The organism is Amycolatopsis sp. NPDC041971, assembly GCF_055588925.1.
The window spans coordinates 76767-95693 of sequence record NZ_JBVJCE010000024.1 but is presented as its reverse complement, the minus strand read 5'-3'; the positions used below and the strand labels follow the sequence as shown (position 1 = coordinate 95693).

19 protein-coding genes are annotated in these 18927 nt (G+C 68.9%); 8 read left to right on the top strand and 11 right to left on the bottom strand.

All coding sequences use genetic code 11. The features are described 5' to 3' along the window. The first annotated feature begins 17 nt into the window (after positions 1 to 17). Complete coding sequence (locus tag ACZ6DT_RS35885) at positions 18 to 1160, top strand: MFS transporter (RefSeq protein ID WP_465603584.1); 1143 nt, start codon at positions 18 to 20, stop codon at positions 1158 to 1160. Here the strand turns inward: ACZ6DT_RS35885 and ACZ6DT_RS35880 are convergent. The 4 genes from ACZ6DT_RS35880 to ACZ6DT_RS35865 all read right to left on the bottom strand — a co-directional run bounded on the left by ACZ6DT_RS35880 (position 1144) and on the right by ACZ6DT_RS35865 (position 4989). After that, positions 1144 to 2334, bottom strand: coding sequence for an acetyl-CoA C-acetyltransferase (locus ACZ6DT_RS35880; protein ID WP_465603583.1), 1191 nt, complete (start codon positions 2332 to 2334; stop codon positions 1144 to 1146). The genes ACZ6DT_RS35885 and ACZ6DT_RS35880 overlap by 17 nt on opposite strands. Beyond that, a complete protein-coding gene (locus ACZ6DT_RS35875) occupies positions 2327 to 2929 on the bottom strand; it encodes a TetR/AcrR family transcriptional regulator (protein ID WP_465603581.1) in 603 nt (200 codons plus the stop codon). The genes ACZ6DT_RS35880 and ACZ6DT_RS35875 overlap by 8 nt, the downstream gene beginning before the upstream one ends. A gap of 177 nt (positions 2930 to 3106) precedes the next feature. Then, positions 3107 to 3874: an SDR family oxidoreductase gene (locus ACZ6DT_RS35870; RefSeq protein WP_465603579.1), complete on the bottom strand. Its 768-nt coding sequence runs from the start codon at positions 3872 to 3874 to the stop codon at positions 3107 to 3109. After that, positions 3871 to 4989: an acyl-CoA dehydrogenase family protein gene (locus ACZ6DT_RS35865; protein ID WP_465603578.1), complete on the bottom strand. Its 1119-nt coding sequence runs from the start codon at positions 4987 to 4989 to the stop codon at positions 3871 to 3873. The genes ACZ6DT_RS35870 and ACZ6DT_RS35865 overlap by 4 nt, the downstream gene beginning before the upstream one ends. A gap of 71 nt (positions 4990 to 5060) precedes the next feature. Here ACZ6DT_RS35865 and ACZ6DT_RS35860 point away from each other — a divergent pair, with 71 nt between their 5' ends. Genes ACZ6DT_RS35860 through ACZ6DT_RS35840 form a run of 5 tightly spaced genes read left to right on the top strand, consistent with a single transcriptional unit; the run spans position 5061 to position 10414 of the window. After that, complete coding sequence (locus ACZ6DT_RS35860; RefSeq protein WP_465603576.1) at positions 5061 to 6551, top strand: FadD3 family acyl-CoA ligase; 1491 nt, start codon at positions 5061 to 5063, stop codon at positions 6549 to 6551. Then, positions 6548 to 7387 carry an enoyl-CoA hydratase gene (locus tag ACZ6DT_RS35855; protein ID WP_465603574.1) on the top strand — a complete coding sequence of 280 codons (840 nt, stop codon included), beginning with the start codon at positions 6548 to 6550 and terminating at the stop codon, positions 7385 to 7387. The genes ACZ6DT_RS35860 and ACZ6DT_RS35855 overlap by 4 nt, the downstream gene beginning before the upstream one ends. After that, a complete protein-coding gene (locus tag ACZ6DT_RS35850; protein ID WP_465603572.1) occupies positions 7387 to 8520 on the top strand; it encodes an acyl-CoA dehydrogenase family protein in 1134 nt (377 codons plus the stop codon). The genes ACZ6DT_RS35855 and ACZ6DT_RS35850 overlap by 1 nt, the downstream gene beginning before the upstream one ends. Further along, a complete protein-coding gene (locus ACZ6DT_RS35845; RefSeq protein ID WP_465603571.1) occupies positions 8517 to 9446 on the top strand; it encodes an acyl-CoA dehydrogenase family protein in 930 nt (309 codons plus the stop codon). The genes ACZ6DT_RS35850 and ACZ6DT_RS35845 overlap by 4 nt, the downstream gene beginning before the upstream one ends. Beyond that, positions 9443 to 10414: an acyl-CoA dehydrogenase family protein gene (locus ACZ6DT_RS35840; protein ID WP_465603569.1), complete on the top strand. Its 972-nt coding sequence runs from the start codon at positions 9443 to 9445 to the stop codon at positions 10412 to 10414. Before ACZ6DT_RS35845 ends, ACZ6DT_RS35840 begins: the two co-directional genes overlap by 4 nt. Positions 10415 to 10654: 240 nt before the next feature. Here ACZ6DT_RS35840 and ACZ6DT_RS35835 read toward each other — a convergent pair whose 3' ends face one another. Continuing rightward, a complete protein-coding gene (locus ACZ6DT_RS35835) occupies positions 10655 to 11605 on the bottom strand; it encodes an RNA polymerase subunit sigma-70 (protein WP_465603567.1) in 951 nt (316 codons plus the stop codon). 59 nt (positions 11606 to 11664) lie between these two features. On the opposite strand from ACZ6DT_RS35835, the gene ACZ6DT_RS35830 reads away from it, so the two are divergent. After that, a complete protein-coding gene (locus ACZ6DT_RS35830) occupies positions 11665 to 12042 on the top strand; it encodes a nuclear transport factor 2 family protein (RefSeq protein ID WP_465603566.1) in 378 nt (125 codons plus the stop codon). A 523-nt stretch (positions 12043 to 12565) separates the two neighbouring features. Here ACZ6DT_RS35830 and ACZ6DT_RS35825 read toward each other — a convergent pair. After that, positions 12566 to 13573, bottom strand: a complete 1008-nt coding sequence (locus tag ACZ6DT_RS35825) for a MerR family transcriptional regulator (RefSeq protein ID WP_465603564.1) — start codon at positions 13571 to 13573, stop codon at positions 12566 to 12568. Further along, complete coding sequence (locus tag ACZ6DT_RS35820; protein ID WP_465603563.1) at positions 13574 to 14254, bottom strand: HEAT repeat domain-containing protein; 681 nt, start codon at positions 14252 to 14254, stop codon at positions 13574 to 13576. 150 nt (positions 14255 to 14404) lie between these two features. On the opposite strand from ACZ6DT_RS35820, the gene ACZ6DT_RS35815 reads away from it, so the two are divergent. After that, a complete protein-coding gene (locus tag ACZ6DT_RS35815; protein WP_465603562.1) occupies positions 14405 to 15436 on the top strand; it encodes a fatty acid desaturase family protein in 1032 nt (343 codons plus the stop codon). On the opposite strand, the gene hsaB is transcribed toward ACZ6DT_RS35815, so the two are convergent. From hsaB to hsaA, 4 genes are read right to left on the bottom strand one after another with little or no spacing between them, the layout of a single operon-like run. Further along, entirely contained in the window at positions 15402 to 15956 is a 555-nt protein-coding gene (gene hsaB, locus ACZ6DT_RS35810) for a 3-hydroxy-9,10-secoandrosta-1,3,5(10)-triene-9,17-dione monooxygenase reductase subunit (protein WP_465603560.1), read from the bottom strand. The genes ACZ6DT_RS35815 and hsaB overlap by 35 nt on opposite strands. Continuing rightward, positions 15953 to 16870, bottom strand: a complete 918-nt coding sequence (gene hsaC / locus ACZ6DT_RS35805; RefSeq protein WP_465603558.1) for an iron-dependent extradiol dioxygenase HsaC — start codon at positions 16868 to 16870, stop codon at positions 15953 to 15955. Before hsaC ends, hsaB begins: the two co-directional genes overlap by 4 nt. Then, complete coding sequence (gene hsaD / locus ACZ6DT_RS35800; RefSeq protein ID WP_465603557.1) at positions 16870 to 17718, bottom strand: 4,5:9,10-diseco-3-hydroxy-5,9,17-trioxoandrosta-1(10),2-diene-4-oate hydrolase; 849 nt, start codon at positions 17716 to 17718, stop codon at positions 16870 to 16872. The genes hsaC and hsaD overlap by 1 nt, the downstream gene beginning before the upstream one ends. After that, positions 17718 to 18893, bottom strand: coding sequence for a 3-hydroxy-9,10-secoandrosta-1,3,5(10)-triene-9,17-dione monooxygenase oxygenase subunit (hsaA, locus tag ACZ6DT_RS35795; protein ID WP_465603555.1), 1176 nt, complete (start codon positions 18891 to 18893; stop codon positions 17718 to 17720). Before hsaA ends, hsaD begins: the two co-directional genes overlap by 1 nt. Between the last annotated feature and the right edge of the window lie 34 nt (positions 18894 to 18927).

Below are 18927 nucleotides of genomic sequence, written 5' to 3'. Positions count from 1 at the left end.
AACCACTTGGAGGGTTCGTGCACCGCGGGGTCGTCCTGTTGTTCGCCGTGGCCGCCGGGACGGCCGTCGCCACGATCTACTTCGCCCAGCCGCTGCTCGTCACCATGGGCGCGGAGCTCGGTATCGCCGCGTCGACCGTCGGCGGCATCGTCACGCTCACCCAGCTCGGCTACGGGCTGGGCCTGTTCCTGCTGGTCCCGCTCGGCGACCTGCTCGACCGGAGGCGGCTCGTCGTCGGGTTGCTGACGTTGCTGGCGATCGCCGAACTGGTCGCCGCGGCCGCCGCGAACGGCGTGGTGCTGCTCGCCGGGATGGCGGCGGTCGGTGTGCTCGCGGTGGTCACGCAGCTCTTGGTCGCGTTCGCGGCCTCGCTGGCCGAGCCCGCCGAACGCGGCCGCGTGGTCGGTCTCGTGACAACCGGCGTCGTCCTCGGGATCCTGCTCGCGCGCACGGTGTCCGGCACGCTGGCCGACCTCGCCGGCTGGCGCGCGGTGTACGTCGCGTCGGCGGCCGTGACCGTGCTGATCGCGATCGTCCTGTACCGCGTACTTCCCGCCACAGCCGGGGGAAAGACCATGAACTACGGACGGCTGCTGCGTTCCACGTTGTCGCTTTTCGCCGAAGAACCCCTTTTCCGAGAGCGCGGCACGCTCGCGCTGCTGATCTTCGCCGCGTTCGGCACCTTGTGGAGTTCGGTCGCGTTGCCGCTCAGCGACGACGGCCTGTCGCACACCGCCATCGGCGCTTTCGGGCTCGCCGGGGCGGCGGGCGCGCTGGCGGCCGCGCCCGCCGGACGGCTCGCGGACCGCGGCCGGGCGCAGTGGACGACCGGGCTCGCGCTCGGACTGCTCCTGCTGTCGTGGATGCCGCTGGGTTTCATCCGCGTGTCACTGTGGGCTTTGGTGGCGGGCGCGATCCTGCTCGATCTCGCCGTCCAGGCCGTGCACGTCTCGAGCCAGACCCTGATCTACCCGCTGCGCCCGGACGCCGGGAGCAGGCTGATCGGCGGGTACATGATCTTCTACTCGGTCGGCAGCGGCGTCGGAGCCATCAGTTCGACGGCCGTCTACGCCGTCGCGGGCTGGACCGGCGTCTGCCTGCTGGGCGCGACGTTCAGCGCGTTGGCACTCGGCGTGTGGGGTGTCAAAGCCGCTCGATGATCGTGACGTTCGCCGTACCGCCGCCCTCACACATCGTTTGCAGCCCGTAGCGTCCGCCTCGCCGTTCGAGTTCGTGCAGCAGGGTGGCGAACAGTTTCGTGCCGGTCGCCCCGATGGGGTGACCGAGCGCGATGCCGCCGCCGTTGACGTTGACGCGATCGGGATCGGCGCCCGTCTCCTCGATCCACGCCAGGACGACACTCGCGAACGCCTCGTTGACCTCGAACAGGTCGATGTCGTCAATGCTCAGCCCGGTTTTCCGCAACGCGTGCGCGGTCGCCGGGATCGGCCCGGTCAGCATCCACACCGGATCGGCCGCCCGCACGGAAAGGTGGTGGATCCTGGCGCGCGGGGTGAGACCGTGTTCCTCGACGAACTTCTCCGACGCGAGGAGCGTCGCGCTGGCACCGTCCGAGAGCTGACTGGCCACGGCCGCGGTGATGCGCGAACCGTCGCTCAGCGGTTTCAGCCCGGCCATCCGCGCCGTACTGGTGTCGCGTCTGGGTCCCTCGTCCAGGGCGGCACCGGCGAACGGCGCGATCTCGGCGGCGAACCGGCCTTCGTCGATGGCCGCGATCGCCCGCCGATGACTGCGGAAGGCGTACTCCTCCATCGTTTCGCGGGTCAGATCCCAGTGCTCGGCGATCATGTCGGCGCTGCGGAACTGCGAAACCTCGACGCTGCCGTACCGCTCCTGCCAGCCCTCCGAGCCGGAGAACGGGTCTTCGAAGCCGTACTCGCGCCCCGCCAGCATCGCCGCGCCGATCGGGATGGCGCTCATGTTCTGCACACCGCCGGCGAGCACGAGATCCATCGTCCCGGACAACACCGCCTGCGCGGCGAAGTGCACGGCTTGCTGGCTCGAACCGCACTGCCGGTCGATCGTCACGCCCGGCACGTGGTGCCCGAAGCCCGCCGCGAGCCACGCCGTCCGCGCGATGTTCCCGGACTGCGGCCCGAGCGTGTCGCAACAGCCGAGGATGACGTCGTCGACCAGGTCGGCCTCGACACCCGCTCGTTCGACGACGGCCTGGATGACGTGGGCGCCGAGATCGGCGGGATGGACGCCACTGAGGGATCCACCGCGTTTGCCGACGGGGGTCCTGACCGCGTCCAGTACGTAAGCTTCAGCCCGAGGCACGTCTTCCCGCCGAGGGCTCGTCGATTCAGCCACGTCGCCTCCTTTTGGTCGCGATGCCGTCCAGCAGGATCCCGAGGTACTGCTGCGCGACGTCGTCCGCGCTCAGCGTGCCGCCGGGGTTGTACCAGCGCACCGCCACCCAGACGGTGTCGCGGATGAACCGGTAGGTGAGTTCGACGTCGAGGTCCTCGCGGAACACGCCGGCCGCGATGCCGTCGGTGAGGATCCCGTTCCACAGCTTGCGGAATTCGGTGTTGCGGTCGGTGAGGTAGTCGAAGCGGGGCAATTGCGTCAGGTGCTTCGCCTCGGACTGGTAGATCGCCACCTCGGCGGGCCGCCGGTGAATGGATTCGAACGACGCCACGACGACGGCTTCGAGCGTTTCCCGCGGCCCTTTCCCCTGCGCGACGATCTCGGCGTAGGCACCGAAGAGTTCGTCGAGGAATCCGGTCAGGATCTCGTCGGCCATCGACTCCTTCGAGTCGAAATGGTGATAAAGGCTGCCCGAAAGAATGCCGGCCGCGTCCGCGATGTCCCGCACGGTGGTGGAGACGTAGCCGCGCTCGGCGAACAGCTTCGCCGCCAGTGCGAGCAGTTCGGCGCGGCGGGACCCGGTACTGGACTTCATCGATACCTCATCATCTGGTGGTGGTGAACCCGCGACCGCGATCGACGTCGGCAGGGCGCTGGATGGTAAGTCATGTCACGTCCGGCGAAGAAGGCGCCCTGCCACCGCGATCGCGGGGCCTTCGGCCGGGCGGGTTCACGCGTATGGTCACAGTCCCCTCTGCTCCGCCGATAGGCCTCACGCGTGCTGGGAGCTGACAGAAACGACCTCGCCGGTGAGGTACGACGAGTACTCACTGGCGAGGAACACCATCACATTCGCCACTTCCCACGGTTCCGCCGCCCTCCCGGAGACCTCGCGCGCGGTGAGCTCGGTGAGCAGTTCCTCGCTGGTCACCTTGGCCAGGAACGGATGCATCGCCAGGCTCGGTGCGACGGCGTTGACCCGGATACCGTGTTCGGCGACGTCGACGGCCGCGCATCGGGTGAGCGCCATGACACCCGCTTTCGCGGCGGCGTAGTGGGCCTGCCCGGCCTGCGCGCGCCACCCGATGACGGACGCGTTGTTGACGATCACCCCGCCGTCCCCCTGCGCGATGAACCGGTTCACCGCGGCTCTCGTCGCCCGGAACGTGCCGTTGAGGGTCACGTCGATGACCCTGGCCCATTCCTCGTCGGCCATGTCCACAATGGACCTCGTACCGCCGAGTCCGGCGTTGTTGACGAGTACGTCGACCCGGCCGTAGCGCGCGGCGGCTCCGTCGATGAGTGCTTGTACTTGCTCTTCTTGTGTGACGTCGCAGGGGATCGCCTGGACGTCGCCGAGTTCGGCCGCCTTCTCGCCGAGACGTCGCTCGTGCCAGTCGCTGATCACGACGCGGGCGCCTTCCTCCAAGGCGCGTTTCGCCACCGCGGAACCGATTCCGGTGCCGGCCGCCGCCGTCACCACGACCACCTTGTCCCGCAGGAGGTTCGCCCCCTCGGGGTACTTCGGCACCGGGATCACGGTCGCACCTCCCTTGGCAGGCCGAGCACTCGCTCGGCGATGACGTTGCGCTGGATTTCGTTGGAACCGCCGTAGATCGTGTCGGCACGGGTGAAGAGGAAGAGCCGTTGCCAGGCGTCGAGCCCGTCTTCCGCGAGCATGCCCCGCGCGCCGCGGACGAGCATCGCCAGCTCTCCCAGACCGCGATGCCAGTTCGCCCAGACCAGTTTGGACACTTCGGCCACCCCCGGCGACGAGTCACCGAGGGTGCGGATCGCCTGCGCCCGCATGACTTCCAGGCCGACCCAGGCGCGGTCGAGCCGCTCGGCGATCACCGGGTCGTCCGGGGCGATCCTGGTGAGTTCCTCGAGTTCACGGCGGAAGCCGACCTGCTGCCCGAGCGTCGCGACACCCCGCTCGAACGCGAGCGTGCCCATGGCCACCCGCCAGCCCTCGCCGGGCTCGCCGACGACGAGGTCTTTCGCCGTGCGGGCGCCGTCGAAAAAGATTTCGTTGAACTCGGAAGTCCCCGTGAGCTGCCGGATCGGGCGGACCTCGACCCCGGGCTGCCGCAGCGGAACGAGCAAATAGGACAGTCCTTTGTGGCGTTTCGAACCGGGTTCGGTGCGGGCTAGCACGAAACACCAGTCGGCCACCTGCGCGAGAGACGTCCACACCTTCTGACCGTTCAACACCCACTCGTCGCCTTCGAGGGTCGCGGTGGTCGACACGGCCGCGAGATCGGAACCGGCGCCGGGTTCGGAGTAGCCCTGGCACCACAGTTCCTCGACGGCCACGATCGGCGGCAGAAACCGCTTCTGCTGTTCCGGCGTGCCGAACGCGATCAGGGTCGGGCCGAGGAGTTCCTGCGCCAGGTGACTGACTCTGGCCGGCGCACCCGCTCGTGCGTACTCCTCGTGGAAGACGACCTGCTGTTCGAGGGTCGCGCCCTGGCCACCGTGCTCGACCGGCCAGCCGACGCAGGTCCATCCCGCGGCGGCGAGCCGCCGTTCCCACTCGACGCGTTCGTCGAAGGCCTCGTGCTCCCGCCCCGGACCACCCAAACCGCGCAGTTCCGACGGCAGATTGTCCGCCAGCCAGGTGCGCACACGGTCGCGGAAACCGTCCTGAGCCACGCCCGCCTCCTCTAGCCAAACCAGAGCCTGCTGCGTAGGCTACCCTACCAAGCACTTGCTAGGGAGTCTCAATGGTCGAAGGAACCGTTCCGGCGGCGCTCGACAGGGCCGCGGAGCGCTTCGCCGGGCGGGAAGCACTCGTCGACGGCGAGGTCCGGCTCACCTATGCCGAACTCGCCTGGCGGGTGCGCCAGGCGGCGCGGTTCTTCGAAGGCCACCCACGGGTCGCGATCTGCTCCCCCAATACCTGGCACTGGGTCGTCGCCGGGCTTGGCGCGCTGTACGCCGGGGCGACGCTCATCCCGGTCAACACCCGCTTCACCGCCCGCGAGACCGTCGATGTCCTCGAACGCGCGAAGGTTTCCGCGCTGGCGATCACCGGCACTTTCCTCGGCACGGATCGGCTGGCGGAGCTCGGCCCCTCCCGTCCCGGCACCGTCTTGCGCATCCCGGTTGAAGGCGTCGAAGAGCCTGACGACGGCGTCACGGAATGGGATGCCCTGTCCGGTCTCGACAGCGATTTCGTCAGTCCCGCGAAACCGGGCGACGTCAGCGACATCCTGTTCACCTCCGGGACCACCGGCCGCAGCAAGGGCGCGATGAGCAGCCACCGGCAGGCACTGAGCGTCGCCGAAGCCTGGGCCGACTGCGGTGGGCTGACCGAGGAAGACCGCTACCTCGTGATCAACCCGTTCTTCCACAGCTTCGGTTACAAGGCGGGGATCCTCGCGGCCATCCTGCGCGGTGCGACGATCCTGCCCCAGCGCACTTTCGACGTCCGGGAAACTCTGCGACTCGTCGAAACCGAGCGCGTCACGGTGCTCCCTGGCGCGCCGACGATCTACCAGGTGCTGCTGGACGCGCCCGAACGGGCGAACCACGATCTGTCCAGCCTCCGGCTCGCCGTCACCGGCGCCGCCACCGTACCGGTCGCGTTGGTCGAGCGGATGCGGACGGAGCTGGGTTTCGACACCGTGCTCACCGCGTACGGGCTCACCGAAGCCGTGGTGGCCACGATGTCCCGCCCCGAAGACGACGCGAAGCTGGTGGCACATTTCTCCGGCCGCGCGACGGCGGGCTTCGAGGTGAAACTCGGTGAGCACGGCGAGGTCCTGTTACGCGGGCCGAACGTGATGCTCGGCTATCTCGACGATCCGGACGCCACGGCGGCAGCCATCGACGCCGAAGGCTGGTTGCACACCGGCGATGTCGGTGTGCTCAACGAACGAGGCTATCTGCGGATCGTCGACCGGATCAAGGACATGTACGTCTGCAAGGGATTCAACGTGTACCCGGCCGAGATCGAGCAGACGCTCGACCGGCTGGACGGCGTGGCGGAAGCCGCGGTGATCGGTGTTCCCGACGCGGTGTACGGCGAGGCGGGCAAGGCCTACATCCGGCTTCGCCCCGGAGCCGAACTGTCCACCGGGGACGTCCTGGCGCACTGCAAACGCGATCTGGCCAACTACAAGCTCCCCCGGTACATCGAGTTCGTGGCGGAGCTTCCGCGGAATCTGTCGGGGAAGGTGTTGAAACGCGTGTTGCGGGAGGAGAACGGATGACCGTCGAGTACGAGCGACGCGGGCCGGTGGCCGTCGTCACGATGAACCGGCCGGAGTACCGGAACGCGCAGAACTCGGCGATGACCTACGCGCTCGACGCCGCGTTCACCCGCGCCGTCGACGATCCCGAGGTCAAGGTGATCGTGCTGGCCGGCGCGGGCAAGCATTTCTCCGCCGGGCACGACATCGGGACTCCGGAACGCGACGTGGACGTCTCCTTCGAACGCAAGGCGGTCCTGTGGTGGGACCACGTCGGCGCGGAAGGCGGTGACCAGCGGTTCGCCCGCGAATCCGAGGTCTACCTCGGCATGTGCCGTCGATGGCGCGAGATTCCGAAGCCGACCATCGCGAGCGTGCAGGGCGCGTGCATCGCGGGCGCGCTGATGCTGGCGTGGGTGTGCGACATGATCGTGGCCTCCGACGACGCGTTCTTCGCCGATCCCGTGGTGCGCATGGGAATTCCCGGTGTCGAGTACTTCGCGCACCCGTGGGTCCTCGGTCCGCGCGCGGCCAAGGAGGTGCTGTTCACCGGTGAACGCTTCACCGCGCAGCAGGCGAAGGATTGGGGCATGTTGAACCGCGTCGTCCCGCGCGCCGACCTCGAAACCGAGACGATGGCGCTGGCCGAGAAGATCGCGGTGATGCCGAGAATGGGGCTCGCGCTCGCCAAGAAGGCCGTGAACCAAGCCGAGGATCTGATGGGTCTTCGGTCCGGAATGGACTCTGTGTTCGGGCTGCATCATTTCGCGCACGCGCACAACGCCGAAGTGTCCGGCGGCGATTCCTTGGGTGGACAGGACGCGCGCTCGATGCGAGACGCGAACAGGACCTCGTGATGGACCTCGATCTCGACGAGCGCACGCTCGCCTTCCGCGACGAGGCCCGTGCCTGGCTCGTCGCGAACGTTCCCGCCGAGCCACTGAAATCTTTCGATACCGCCGAAGGGTTCGCGCAACACCGCGAGTGGGAAGCGAAACTGACCGAAGCCCGCCTCTCGGTCGTCTCGTGGCCGCGAGAATTCGGCGGGCGGGACGCGAGCCTTCTGGAGTGGGTGCTGTTCGAGGAGGAGTACTACGCGGCCGGAGCGCCGCTGCGGGTCAACCAGAACGGCATCTTCATGCTCGCGCCCACCTTGTTCTCCCATGGCACGGAAGAACAACAACGCCGGATCCTGCCGAAGATGGCGCGCTCGGAAGAGGTCTGGGCGCAGGCTTGGTCGGAACCCGAGGCCGGCAGTGACATCGCCGCCCTCCGGAGCACCGCCACCCGCTGCGACGGCGGCTGGCGGGTCAGCGGGCAGAAGACGTGGAGTTCGCGGGCGACCTTCGCCGACCGGGCGTTCGGCCTTTTCCGCAGCGATCCGGATTCGGTGCGGCACAAGGGTCTCACTTATCTCATGGTGGATCTGCGGGCCGAGGGTGTCACCATCCGGCCGATCCCTCAGCTGGACGGCGAACCGGGATTCGCCGAGATCTTCTTCGACGACGTCTTCGTCCCCGACGAGGACGTGATCGGCACGCCGGGCGAGGGCTGGCGGGTCGCGATGACGACGGCGAACAACGAACGCGGCCTGTCCTTGCGCAGTCCCGGCCGGTTCCTCGCCGCGGCCGACAGGCTGGTCTCGCTCTGGCACGACGCGGGACGTCCCGCGCACACCGCGGACCGGGTCGCCGACGCGTGGATCGGCGCGCGGGCCTACCAGCTGTACACGCTCGGCACGGTCACCCGTCTTGCCGACGGTGCCGAGCTCGGCCCGGAATCGAGTGTCAACAAGCTGTTCTGGTCGCGTCTCGACGTCACCCTGCACGAAACCGCGCTCGACAACCTCGGCCCGGACGCCGAACTGCGGGGCCCCTGGAGCGACGGCTGGCTGTTCTCCCTGGCGGGCCCGATCTACGGCGGGACCGACCAGATCCAGCGGTCCATCGTCGCCGAACGGCTGCTCGGCCTGCCGAAGGGGGCTCGATGAGGTTCACGCTCGCCGGTGAGCAGGAGCAATTCTGCCGCAGCCTGCACGACCTCCTGTCCAGTGTGGACACTGATTCGGCCAACCGGTCCTGGGCGTCGGGCGATCCCTGCCCCGGCCTTGAGATCTGGCGGCGGCTGGCGGAACTCGGCGTGACCGCACTGGCCGTCCCCGAGAAGTACGATGGGCTCGGCGCCACCCCGGTGGATCTGGCCGTCGGCTTCGAACGGCTCGGCTACCACTGTGTTCCCGGGCCATGGACCGACACCGTGGCCATCCTGCCGTCCTTGCTGGACGACGAACTGCTGACCTCTGTCTCCTCCGGAGAGACACTGGCGTCGGTGGTTTTCGCGCCGCATGTTCCGTATGCCTTGGATTCCGACATCGCGGACGCGCGTCTCGCCGTCGAGAACGGCAGGCTGCGCGCGTTCACCCCCGGCCCGCTCCTGTCCTCTGTGGATGGTTCGCGGCGACTGTTCCCGCCGGTGACGGGTGACGATCTCGGCACGGCGCTCGACGAGGACCGCGCGTTCGAACTGGGCGTCCTCGCCACCGCCGCGCAACTGCTGGGCGCGGGACGGTGGCTGCTGGACACGTCCGTGGCGTACGCCGCGCAACGCAAGCAGTACGGACGTGAGATCGGCGGCTACCAGGCGGTCAAACATCTGCTCGCCGACGTCGCGACCGGGCTCGCGCTGGCCGAACCGCTGCTGTTCGGCGCGGCCGTGACCCTGGACCGGCGTGACGTCTCCGCGGCCAAGGTGGCGTGCGGCGACGCCGCGCATCTCGCCGCCCGGACGGGACTGCAGGTGCACGGCGCGATCGGCTACACCGCGGAACACGCGCTCGGCCTGCGGCTGACCAGGGTCCGCGCGCTGGTGGGCGCGTGGGGTACGCCCCGGTTCCACCGGGAGCGGGTGCTGTCATGACGTTCACCGCCGAGCAGGACGCGCTGCGGGACAGCGTGCGGAAACTGCTCGACCGGGAAGCGGATCCTTGGCCGGAACTGTGCGAACAGATCGGCGTGGCGGCGCTGGCCGTCCCCGAACGGTTCGGCGGGCTCGGCGCCGGGACGGTGGAACTGCAGGTGGTCGCCGAAGAGCTGGGCAGGGTCCTCGCCGACGTCCCGTTCCTCGGTTCGGCCGTCCTCGCCGTGCACGCGGTCCTGGCCACCGGCAACGACGAGGCTTGCGAGCGGCTGCTCCCCCGCCTCGCCGAAGGTGTCGTCGGCGCGGTGGCTTGGACCGATGAAGAGGGCTCTTGGAGCGAGCCTGCTTGCCGCGTCGTCGACTCCGTTGTAGAGGGTGAAGCGCACTACGTCCTCCATGGTGACGAGGCCGAGATCCTCCTGGTCGTGGCCGGCGGTTCGCTGTACGAGGTCTCCGATGCCCGCCGTGTCCGGACTCCGGCGATGGACGAAACCCGGCGACTGGCCAAGGTGAGCTTCGACCGCGCCCCCGCCCGGCTGATCGGTTCGGCCGACCTCGGCGAGCTGCGCGACGTCGCGTGCGCCGTCCTGGCCGCCGAACAGGCCGGAGCCGCCGCACGCGCTTTCGAGCTGACGGTGGAGTACAGCAAGCAGCGGCACCAGTTCGGCAGGCCGATCGGCGGCTTCCAGGCGCTGAAGCATCGGATGGCCGATCTTCACGTTCTGGTCGAGACCGCGCGTTCGGCGGCCTACGCGGCTCCGGAGTCGAGCAGGCTGGCCTCGGTGGCGAAGGTGCACTGCTCGGAAGCGTTGACGACGGTGGCGGGCGAGATGATCCAGCTGCACGGCGGGATCGCGATCACCTGGGAACATCCGGCGCACCGGTACTTCAAGCGGGCACACGGGGCGGCGCATCTTTTCGGTTCTCCCGGTGAACACCTCGGACGGGTGCGACCACCGCTATCGTGAGCCCGGGGACGGCGGTGTTGGCTTGTCCTTTGTGGACTCACGCGCCGGTGGCCGGCATCGGCGCGCTCCGCGGGTTACTCCTTGAGGAGGAGGGCAAACGTGTCGTTTCGGTGCCGGGGGTGGGGGGGGGGGGGGGGGGGGGGGGGGGGGGGGGGGGGGGGGGTTTCGCGCCCCCCCCCCCCCCCCCCCCCCCCCCCCCCCCCCCCCCCACCACCCGCACCGACCACGCCACCTTGTCCCTTAATACTTCTCATCCAGGAACCGGGTGATCGCGTGGATTCGGTCGCCGTCGAGGGTGAGGACCATCAGCCCTGCCGGTGTCTCGCCGTGGCGGCAGAGGAACGCGGGCTGGTGGTTCGCCCGCGTGGGCGTCATGGTGAAAGCCCTCACGGGAATGGCCATGGTGACGCGGAGGAAACCGGCGATCGCTTCGAGACCGTGGTACTCGTGCGGTGCCGGCGGCATGGCGAGCCAGGCGTCGTCGGTGAGCAGGCTGAGGACGCCGTCGAGGTCGCCCGAGGTGAAGGCGTCGGCGAACCGCTTGGTCAGCTCGCGTTCCTGAGGTGAAGGGCGGTGGCCCGCGCCGTCACGATGCTTGTCGAGAGAAGCGCGGGCGCGCTGAAGGATGCCCTTGACCGCCGTCTCGGTGGTGCCGAGCATGCTCGCGACCTCAGCGGCGGAGAAGCACAGGACGTCCCTCAGTACGAGCGCGGCGGCCTGTCGCGGCGGGAGGAGCTGGAGTCCGGTGACGAAGGCGAGTTCGACTGCCTCCCTGGTGCTGTAGCGCGCTTCGGGGCCGGGCTCACTGTCGGCGACGTGCTCGAGGAGTTCGTCCGGATACGGCTGCAACCAGGTCACCTCGCCGCGGCGGCTCGGCGCCGGTGGGTCGAACGGCGGCACCGGTTCGGGTGGACGACGGCGGCCCGCGGTCCGCAGGAGGTTGAGGCAGCGGTTGGTGGCGATGCGGTACAGCCAGGTGCGGAGCGACGAGCGGCCCTCGAAGCCGTCGAGGCCCTTCCAAGCGGCCAGGAGCGTCTCCTGGACGGCGTCCTCGGCGTCGGTGAGGGAGCCGAGGATCCGGTAACAGTGCAGGTGAAGCTCGTGCCGATAGGTGTCGGTGAGCTCGCGGAAGTCCTCCGTGCCCGTTGTCCTCACGGGCGCGATCCTGTCACGGCCTTTTTCGCGGCGCACCGTTCCGTTCCGGGCGGAGGTGGTGTCTGACGGGGTGAAGATCGACGAAAGGAACCATCATGACCAGTCCCGCCTTGGATGTCGCGCTCTCCTATCACCGTGCGTGGACGGGCAAGGACTTCGAGAAGGCGATGAGCTACGTCGCCGATGACATCGTCTGCCTCACGCCCGCCGGTCGCCTTTCCGGCGCGGAGGCGTTCCGCGGGTTCATGGGCCCGTTCACCGAGATCCTGACCGGCTCGACCCTGCTTTCCGCGTTCGGGGACGAAACGACGGCGTTGCTCATGTACGACACAGCCACCCTGCCGGTGGCGAGCGCACCCGGAGCCGAATTGCTGACCGTGCGGGAGGGAAAGATCGTGGAACTGCGGATCATCTTCGACCGGGCTCCTTTCGACGCGGCCGCGGGATCGGGAGGTGATGGGTCGGGCCAGTGAGCGGCAAGGCCACCTGGCGTGTTGCGAAAGCCGCTTTCGCAACACGCGGCGTCGCCGGTCGTGAGTGGAGATTCGAGCTGAGCCCTCAAGGAGGCCTGTACGGACTCCGGAACCGCGGCGTGACTTCACTGCCGCCACAGTGATCACAGCGACGGGCCGTGAAGGCCTCTTTCACTGCCCTCAGGCGCGGTGGGGGGGGGGGGGGGGGGGGGGGGGGGGGGGGGGGGGGGGGGAGGGGGGAGCAAAGAAGAAAAGACCAAAAAAGAAACGAGAGGGAGGGTGTGGTTTTTGTGGGGGGGGGGGGGGGGGGGGGGGGGGGGGTGGGGGGAAAACCCCCCCCCCCCCCCCCCCGACCCCCAGCACCGAGGCACCCCGGAAGTGTCCCTGTAGACAGTCGAGAAGGTGCCAGGCCACTATGACGAACCCGCCTCCGCCACCCACTTGACCGGGGGTTATGCAAACTTTCCGAGACCCTCAGGGTAGTGAAGGAGGCCTTCACGGACTCCCGATGGCCCCGGCCACCTCACTCACCAGGTCCGAGCAGGCCTCTGAGCGCCGAGGCGAGGAGGGCGACGGCGCGGTCATCGTCTTCGGCCAGGCGCCGCAGGACGTCCCGTGCGAGAGCGGGCGGCATCTCGGCGAGGGCTTGGGTCAGGCGCATCCGCGCCGCGGAGTCCGCGGTGGGGGCGGCGAGCTCGTCGACCAGCGCGCTCATGATCCGGTCCGCGCGGCCGGCGTCGCGCGCCAGGATTCCGAGGACCTCGGCCGCTTCGACGTCGAGGGTGCCCTCGACCACCATGCGGACGAGTGACGGCACGGCCGCGGTCTCACCACGCGAACCCACGGCCAGCGCGGCACGGCCGCGGACCGTCGTATCCGAGTCGCCGAGCGCCTCCGTCAGCACGGCGGTCGCCTCGTCGCCGGGCATCCCGGCGATCGCGAGGATCGCGCGCCGCCGGACGTCGACGTTCTCCGAACGCGCACCGGCCGCCAGGCTCGCCACCCCGTCACCACCCGCCCGCGCCAGGGCCCACCGCAGGGCGCCGGCGACATTCAGGTCGGCTTCGGAGAGGACCGCCTCCGCCAGCAGTTCGGTGGGCACCGGCAGGTCTTCGGCCGGAACCAGGACGGTCTGCTGGCGTCGCGCGGCATGGGGCGAGTTGAGGCCGTGGAGCAGCTCGACGATGCGCAGGACACCCTCCCAGCCGAGCGGCGCCGAAGCGTCCACCGCACGGAGCCGGTCGAGCAATTCCTGTTCCCGCTTCAGTCGCTCCTCGGTCCGCCGGATGAGGTCACCGACCAGATCGGACGGCTCGAAGGCGGGATCCTCCAGGGCACGTCCGATCTGGCGCAGCGACAAGCCGAGGGACCGCAGGGCTTCCACATGGAAGATCCGGCGGATGTCCTCCTCGGCGTACTCGCGGTAGCCGCCGACGGTGCGGCCGGTCGGCCGCACCAGCCCGAGGGAGTCGTAATGCCGAAGCATCCGGCTGCTCACCCCCGAGCGGCGCGCCACCTCACCGATCAGCATTCACGCTCTCCCTGCTCGTTCCGGGCCAAGCGCGACGATCCGTTTCGCCTCGTCGACGGCAGGGTCGAAGTCGGCGTCCGGGTCGCGCAGGAGCCGCTCCGTGGCGCGGGCGTGCACGCGCACCTCCGGGTCGGCACTCGCCAGGCCCGTCCGCAGGGCGGGCTCGATCTCGTCACCGAGCGCGACGAGTGCCCTGCTGAGACTCAGCCGTACCTTGCGGTCGCCGCGGCCGAACTGCGCGGCCAGGTCCACGGCCAGCCGTTCCCGCTCCCCGTCGGGGACGAGGACGACGGCGGCACGCCACGCGCTCCGGGCGACCTCGTCGTCGGCGTCGTGCAGCAGCGACCGGGTGATCGCGGGCCACGCGGTGACGTCCCCGATCTTGGACAGCGTGTGCAACGCCTGGCTCCGCGCCTGCGGGACCTCGGAACCGAGCTCCGCCAGGAGCGACGGCACCGTGCTCTCCGCCGGGAGCCGGGTCAACGCCCAGGTCAGCATGTCCCGCACGAAGAAGTCCGGCTCGATCGCGCACCGGGCCATGAGCGCGTCGACGAACCGGACGTCCGGATGCGTCCCGGCCGCCAGGGCCGCCTGAAGCCGCGTCGACGAGCTTTCGGAGCTCAAGGCGTCGAGCAGCCGCGTGTCCGGTGTAGTCCGTTGTGTCGTGTTGATGACGATCACCTCCTGCCACCAGTGAAGACCTTGTCACGATGTCAAGGTCAAGCGCGAACCCCGAATCCCTCGATCCGGTGCGGGGTAGGGCCAGCCCCAGCACGGGCCCACCGGCATGCCGCATTCATCCTGCCCAGTCCATGCACCAGACTCACCAGGGTGACCGCAAACCTCCGCACAGGCAGCGACTTCGCCCGCCTGTCCCGCCGCGTCAGCGAAGCGGGCCTCCTCGACCGCCGTCCCGGCTACTACGTCTTCCGCATCGGGCTGGTCGCGACCCTCTTCGTCGCCGGGTGGATCGCCTTCTTCGCGATCGGGGATTCCTGGTGGCAACTGGGGATCGCCGTCTTCCAGGCGGTGATGTTCGGCCAGATCGCCCTGCTGTCCCATGACCTGGCGCATCGTCAGGTGTTCCGCACCCGCCGCCCGGCCGAGATCGCGGGCCGCATCGCGGGCAACCTCGGCGTCGGCATGAGCTACGGCTGGTGGATGGACAAGCACACCCGCCACCACGCGAACCCGAACCACGAGGACCTCGACCCCGACGTCGATCCGGACATCCTCGTATGGTCGAAGGACCAGGCGCGGGCCAGCAAGGGCATCCCCCGGTTCATCGGCCGCTACCAGGCGTTCCTGTTCTTCCCGCTGCTCACCCTCGAAGGCCTGAACCTGCACGTCTCCGGAATCCGCGCGGTTTCGAAGCCGGGCATCCGGGCCCGCGGGCTCGAAGCGGCCATGCTGCTGACGCATTTCGTGCTCTACTTCAGCGCGCTGCTCCTGGTCCTCTCCCCCGGCAAGGCGCTCGTCTTCTTCGTCGTCCACAAAGCGCTGTGGGGTGTCTACATGGGGTCGATCTTCGCGCCCAACCACAAGGGGATGCCGATCCTGTCCGGTGACACCGAACTCGACTTCCTCCGCAAGCAGGTGCTCACGTCACGCAACGTCCGCGGCGGCCGGATCGTCGACGTCGCGCTCGGCGGGCTCAACTACCAGATCGAGCACCATCTGTTCCCGAGTATGCCGTCGCCGCACCTGCGCCGCGCGCGGCCCATCGTCCAGGAGTACTGCGCCGAGCTCGGTGTTTCTTATCACGAGACCGGGCTCATCGAGTCCTACAAGCTCGCGTTGCGCAGCCTGCACGAGGCCGGCGAGCCGATCAGAGCCAATCGTCAGGACGCGGCCAGGGCATGAGCGCCGCGAGTTCGTCCACCACCGGCTCGGTCACCGTGTACCGCCCCCGATGGAACAGCAGCGGACGATCGTCCGACGGTTCCCCGAGCGCGGTGACCCTGCCGACGACGACATAGTGGTCACCCGCCTCGTGCACGGCTTCGAGCGTGCAGTCGATCCACGTCAACGCCCCCGCCAGCAAAGGGGAGCCGGACGGGGCGGGGGACCAGTCGACCGACGCGAACTTGTCCGCTCCCCGCGCGCCGAACACGGCGCTGACGTCCTGCTGGTCCTCAGCGAGCACGTTGACCGCGAACCGGCCGGATTCGGCGAGTACCGCCCACGTCCGGGACGTCTTGGCGGGACAGAAGAGCACCAGCGGTGGATCCAGGGAAAGCGCCGCGAACGACTGGCACGCGAACCCCACCGGCGCCCGGCCGTCGTGCCCGGTCACCACGGTGACGCCGGTGCAGAAATGCCCCAGCACCGTGCGGAACCGCGCCGGATCGATCTCCGCGCCGAGGTCCGTCACCGGGGTCACGACTGCCCTGATACTCGACGGACGCCGACTGAAAAGTCGTGTCCCCACAAGGAAACCGCCGTACTCTCTCGGGCGATCCAGCTTTCGTCGTCCACTTGACGCCCCTCGCAGCCGTATTCGACGTCGAATCCGCCGGGAGTCTTCATGTAGAACGAGAGCATCAGATCGTTGACGTGCCGCCCGAGGGTGGCCGACATCGGCACCTTCCGGCGGATGGCCCGGTCGAGACAGAGGCCGACGTCGTCGGTGTTCTCCACTTCGACCATGAGGTGCACGATGCCGCTCGGTGTCGGCATCGGGAGGAACGCGAGGCTGTGGTGACGCGGGTTGCAGCCGAAGAACCGCAGCCACGCCGGAGCGCCGTCGGCGGGCCTGCCGACCATCTGCGGCGGCAGTTTCATCGAGTCCCGCAACCGGAAGCCGAGCACGTCACGATAGAACCGCAAGGAAGCGTCGTCGTCGTGGGTGGACAGTACGACGTGCCCGAGCCCTTGCTCGCCGGTGACGAACTTGTGCCCGTACGGGCTCACCACGCGCCGATGCTGCAACGCGACGCCGTGGAAGACTTCGAGCGTGTTGCCTGAGGGGTCCTCGAAGGACACCAGGCCGTCGACCCGGCGATCGGCCAGCTGATCCGGGGTGCCTTCCTTGTACGGCACCGAGTGCGCGTCGAGCGATGCCCGGATCTCGTCGAGTTCGCCGGCGTTGGCGACCTCCCAGCCCGCCACGGCGAGCCTGTCGTGCTCACTGGGGAAGATCACGAGCCGCGCCGGGAAGTCGTCCATGCGCAGGTAGAGCGCTTCCGGATTCGTGCCGGAGCCCTCGACCATGCCGAGGACCTTCAGCCCGTATTCGCGCCACGCGGCCATGTCGGTGGCTTCGATGCGGAGGTAGGCGAGCGAACGGATACCCATCAGGAGGCTCCCAGGAAGTCGAGTGCCAGCCGGTTGAACTCGTCGAATTTCTCCAGCTGCGCCCAGTGGCCGCAGCCGCCGAACACGTGCAGCTGGGCACGCGGGATCGTCTTGAGCGCGAGCAGGGCGCCGTCGAGCGGGTTGACCCGGTCTTCCCGGCCCCAGATGAGCAGCACCCGCTGGCGCAGGCGATACGCCTCACGCCACAGCATGCCCTCCTCGTACGTGTCGGGCTGCGCGAACGACTTGCCCATCGCCTTCATCGCCGCCAGGGACTCCGGCGCGCTCGCGGCGGCGAACCGCTCGTCGATCAGCTCGTCGGTGATCAGGGACTGGTCGTGCACCATGATCCGGAGAAAGGCTTCGAGCTTCTCGCGACTCGGGCCCGGCGGGGCACTGAACCGGCCGAGGTTCTTGATGCCCTCGGTGGGATCGGGCGCGAACAGGTTCACGCTCAGGCCGCCCGGTCCCATCAGGACAAGACGTCCGGCACGCTTCGGATGGTTGAGCGCGAGCCGCACGGAGGTCCCGCCGCCGAGCGAGTTCCCGACGAAATGAGCGCGTTCGATGCCGAGTTCGTCCATCAAGCCGACCACCGCGTCCGCGCTGTGCCGGAAGTACTGCGGATGCTCGGTCGGTTTGCCCGACCGGCCGAACCCGGGCTGGTCGATCGCCAGTGTCCGGTAACTCTTGCCGAACACCGGCAGGTTGCGGCCGAAGTTGCTCCACGCCGACGCACCGGGTCCACCGCCGTGCAGCAGGATCACCGTCTCCGGATGTTCCCCGCCCGCCTCGTGGTAGTGCAGTTTCAGTCCCTCTTGGACGGTGACGTACTTGCCTTCGGTCATCAGACCATCGCATTCTCGACGGGCAGCCCGAAGGCGCCGGTTCCGAACATGACGTAGGCGCGCTCTGCGTCGTTCGCCGCGTGCACCCGGCCGGCGTGGGCGTCGCGCCAGAACCGCTGGATCGGGGTTCCGGCCCGCAAGGCACGTCCGCCGGAGTTCTCGAAAAGCCGGTCGATCGCGAAGATCGCGCGTTCCGTACCGCGAACCTGGTCGCGGCGGACCCGCAGCCGCGTGGGGAACGGCAGCTTCTCCCCCTTGCACGCCAGCTGGTACAGCTCGTCGATGTTGTGCGTCAGCTGGAGCCAGGCCGCGTCGATCTCGCTCGCCGCCTCGGCGATCCGCACCTTGGCGAACGGGTCCTCTTTGGACTGTTCGCCCGCGTACGCCGCGCGGACGCGCTTGCCCTGGTACTCGACGTGCGCGTCGTAAGCGCCTTGCGCCATCCCGATGATCGGCGCGGTGATCGTGCTCGGGTGCACCGAACCGTAAGGGAGTTTGTACAGCGGCCCGGGGTTGATCTCCTGTCCGGGCGTCTTGCACTTCGACGTCGCGAGGAAACTGAGCGCGCGGTGCTTCGGCACGAAGACGTCGTTCACGATGATGTCGTTGGAGCCGGTGCCGCGCAGGCCCACGGTGTCCCAGACGTCTTCGATCGTGTAGTCGGAGATCGGCACCAGGTAAGTGCAGAAGTCGACCGGCTTACCGTCTTCGAACACCGGGCCGCCCAGCAGCACCCAGGTCGCGTGGTCGCAGCCGGAGGAGAAACTCCAGCGCCCGCTGAGCCGGTAGCCGCCGTCGACGACGTCCGCCTTGCCCATCGGCGCGTACGACGACGAGATCCGGACATCGGTGTCGTCACCCCAGACGTCCTGCTGTGCCTGCGCCTCGAACAGGCCGAGGTGCCACGGGTGGACGCCGAGGATGGAGGCGACCCAGCCCGTGGACCCGCACGCGCTCGCGATGAGTTTGACCGCCGTGTAGAAGCTCACCGGGTCGGCTTCGATGCCACCGAACGTCTTCGGCTGCAGGAGTTTGAAGAACCCGGTCTCCTGCAGGGATTTGACGGACTCCTCGGGAACGCGCCGGGCGTCCTCCGCCTCCTGCGCCCGCTCCCGCAGGACCGGCAGCAGCTCCCGGATCCCCGCGATCACGTCCTGCGCGGCGTGCTCGCTCATATGCGTTCCCTCTCTTGCCCTGGACCATGAACCG

Bases quoted from the DNA above. Each gene is read 5' to 3' on its own strand.
- ACZ6DT_RS35875 (WP_465603581.1), bottom strand. From the start codon at position 2,929: ATGAAGTCCAGTACCGGGTCCCGCCGCGCCGAACTGCTCGCACTGGCG.
- ACZ6DT_RS35860 (WP_465603576.1), top strand. From the start codon at position 5,061: ATGGTCGAAGGAACCGTTCCGGCGGCGCTCGACAGGGCCGCGGAGCGC.
- ACZ6DT_RS35855 (WP_465603574.1), top strand. From the start codon at position 6,548: ATGACCGTCGAGTACGAGCGACGCGGGCCGGTGGCCGTCGTCACGATG.
- ACZ6DT_RS35850 (WP_465603572.1), top strand. From the start codon at position 7,387: ATGGACCTCGATCTCGACGAGCGCACGCTCGCCTTCCGCGACGAGGCC.
- ACZ6DT_RS35845 (WP_465603571.1), top strand. From the start codon at position 8,517: ATGAGGTTCACGCTCGCCGGTGAGCAGGAGCAATTCTGCCGCAGCCTG.
- ACZ6DT_RS35840 (WP_465603569.1), top strand. From the start codon at position 9,443: ATGACGTTCACCGCCGAGCAGGACGCGCTGCGGGACAGCGTGCGGAAA.
- ACZ6DT_RS35830 (WP_465603566.1), top strand. From the start codon at position 11,665: ATGACCAGTCCCGCCTTGGATGTCGCGCTCTCCTATCACCGTGCGTGG.
- ACZ6DT_RS35825 (WP_465603564.1), bottom strand. From the start codon at position 13,573: ATGCTGATCGGTGAGGTGGCGCGCCGCTCGGGGGTGAGCAGCCGGATG.
- hsaC (WP_465603558.1), bottom strand. From the start codon at position 16,870: ATGGGTATCCGTTCGCTCGCCTACCTCCGCATCGAAGCCACCGACATG.
- hsaD (WP_465603557.1), bottom strand. From the start codon at position 17,718: ATGACCGAAGGCAAGTACGTCACCGTCCAAGAGGGACTGAAACTGCAC.
- hsaA (WP_465603555.1), bottom strand. From the start codon at position 18,893: ATGAGCGAGCACGCCGCGCAGGACGTGATCGCGGGGATCCGGGAGCTG.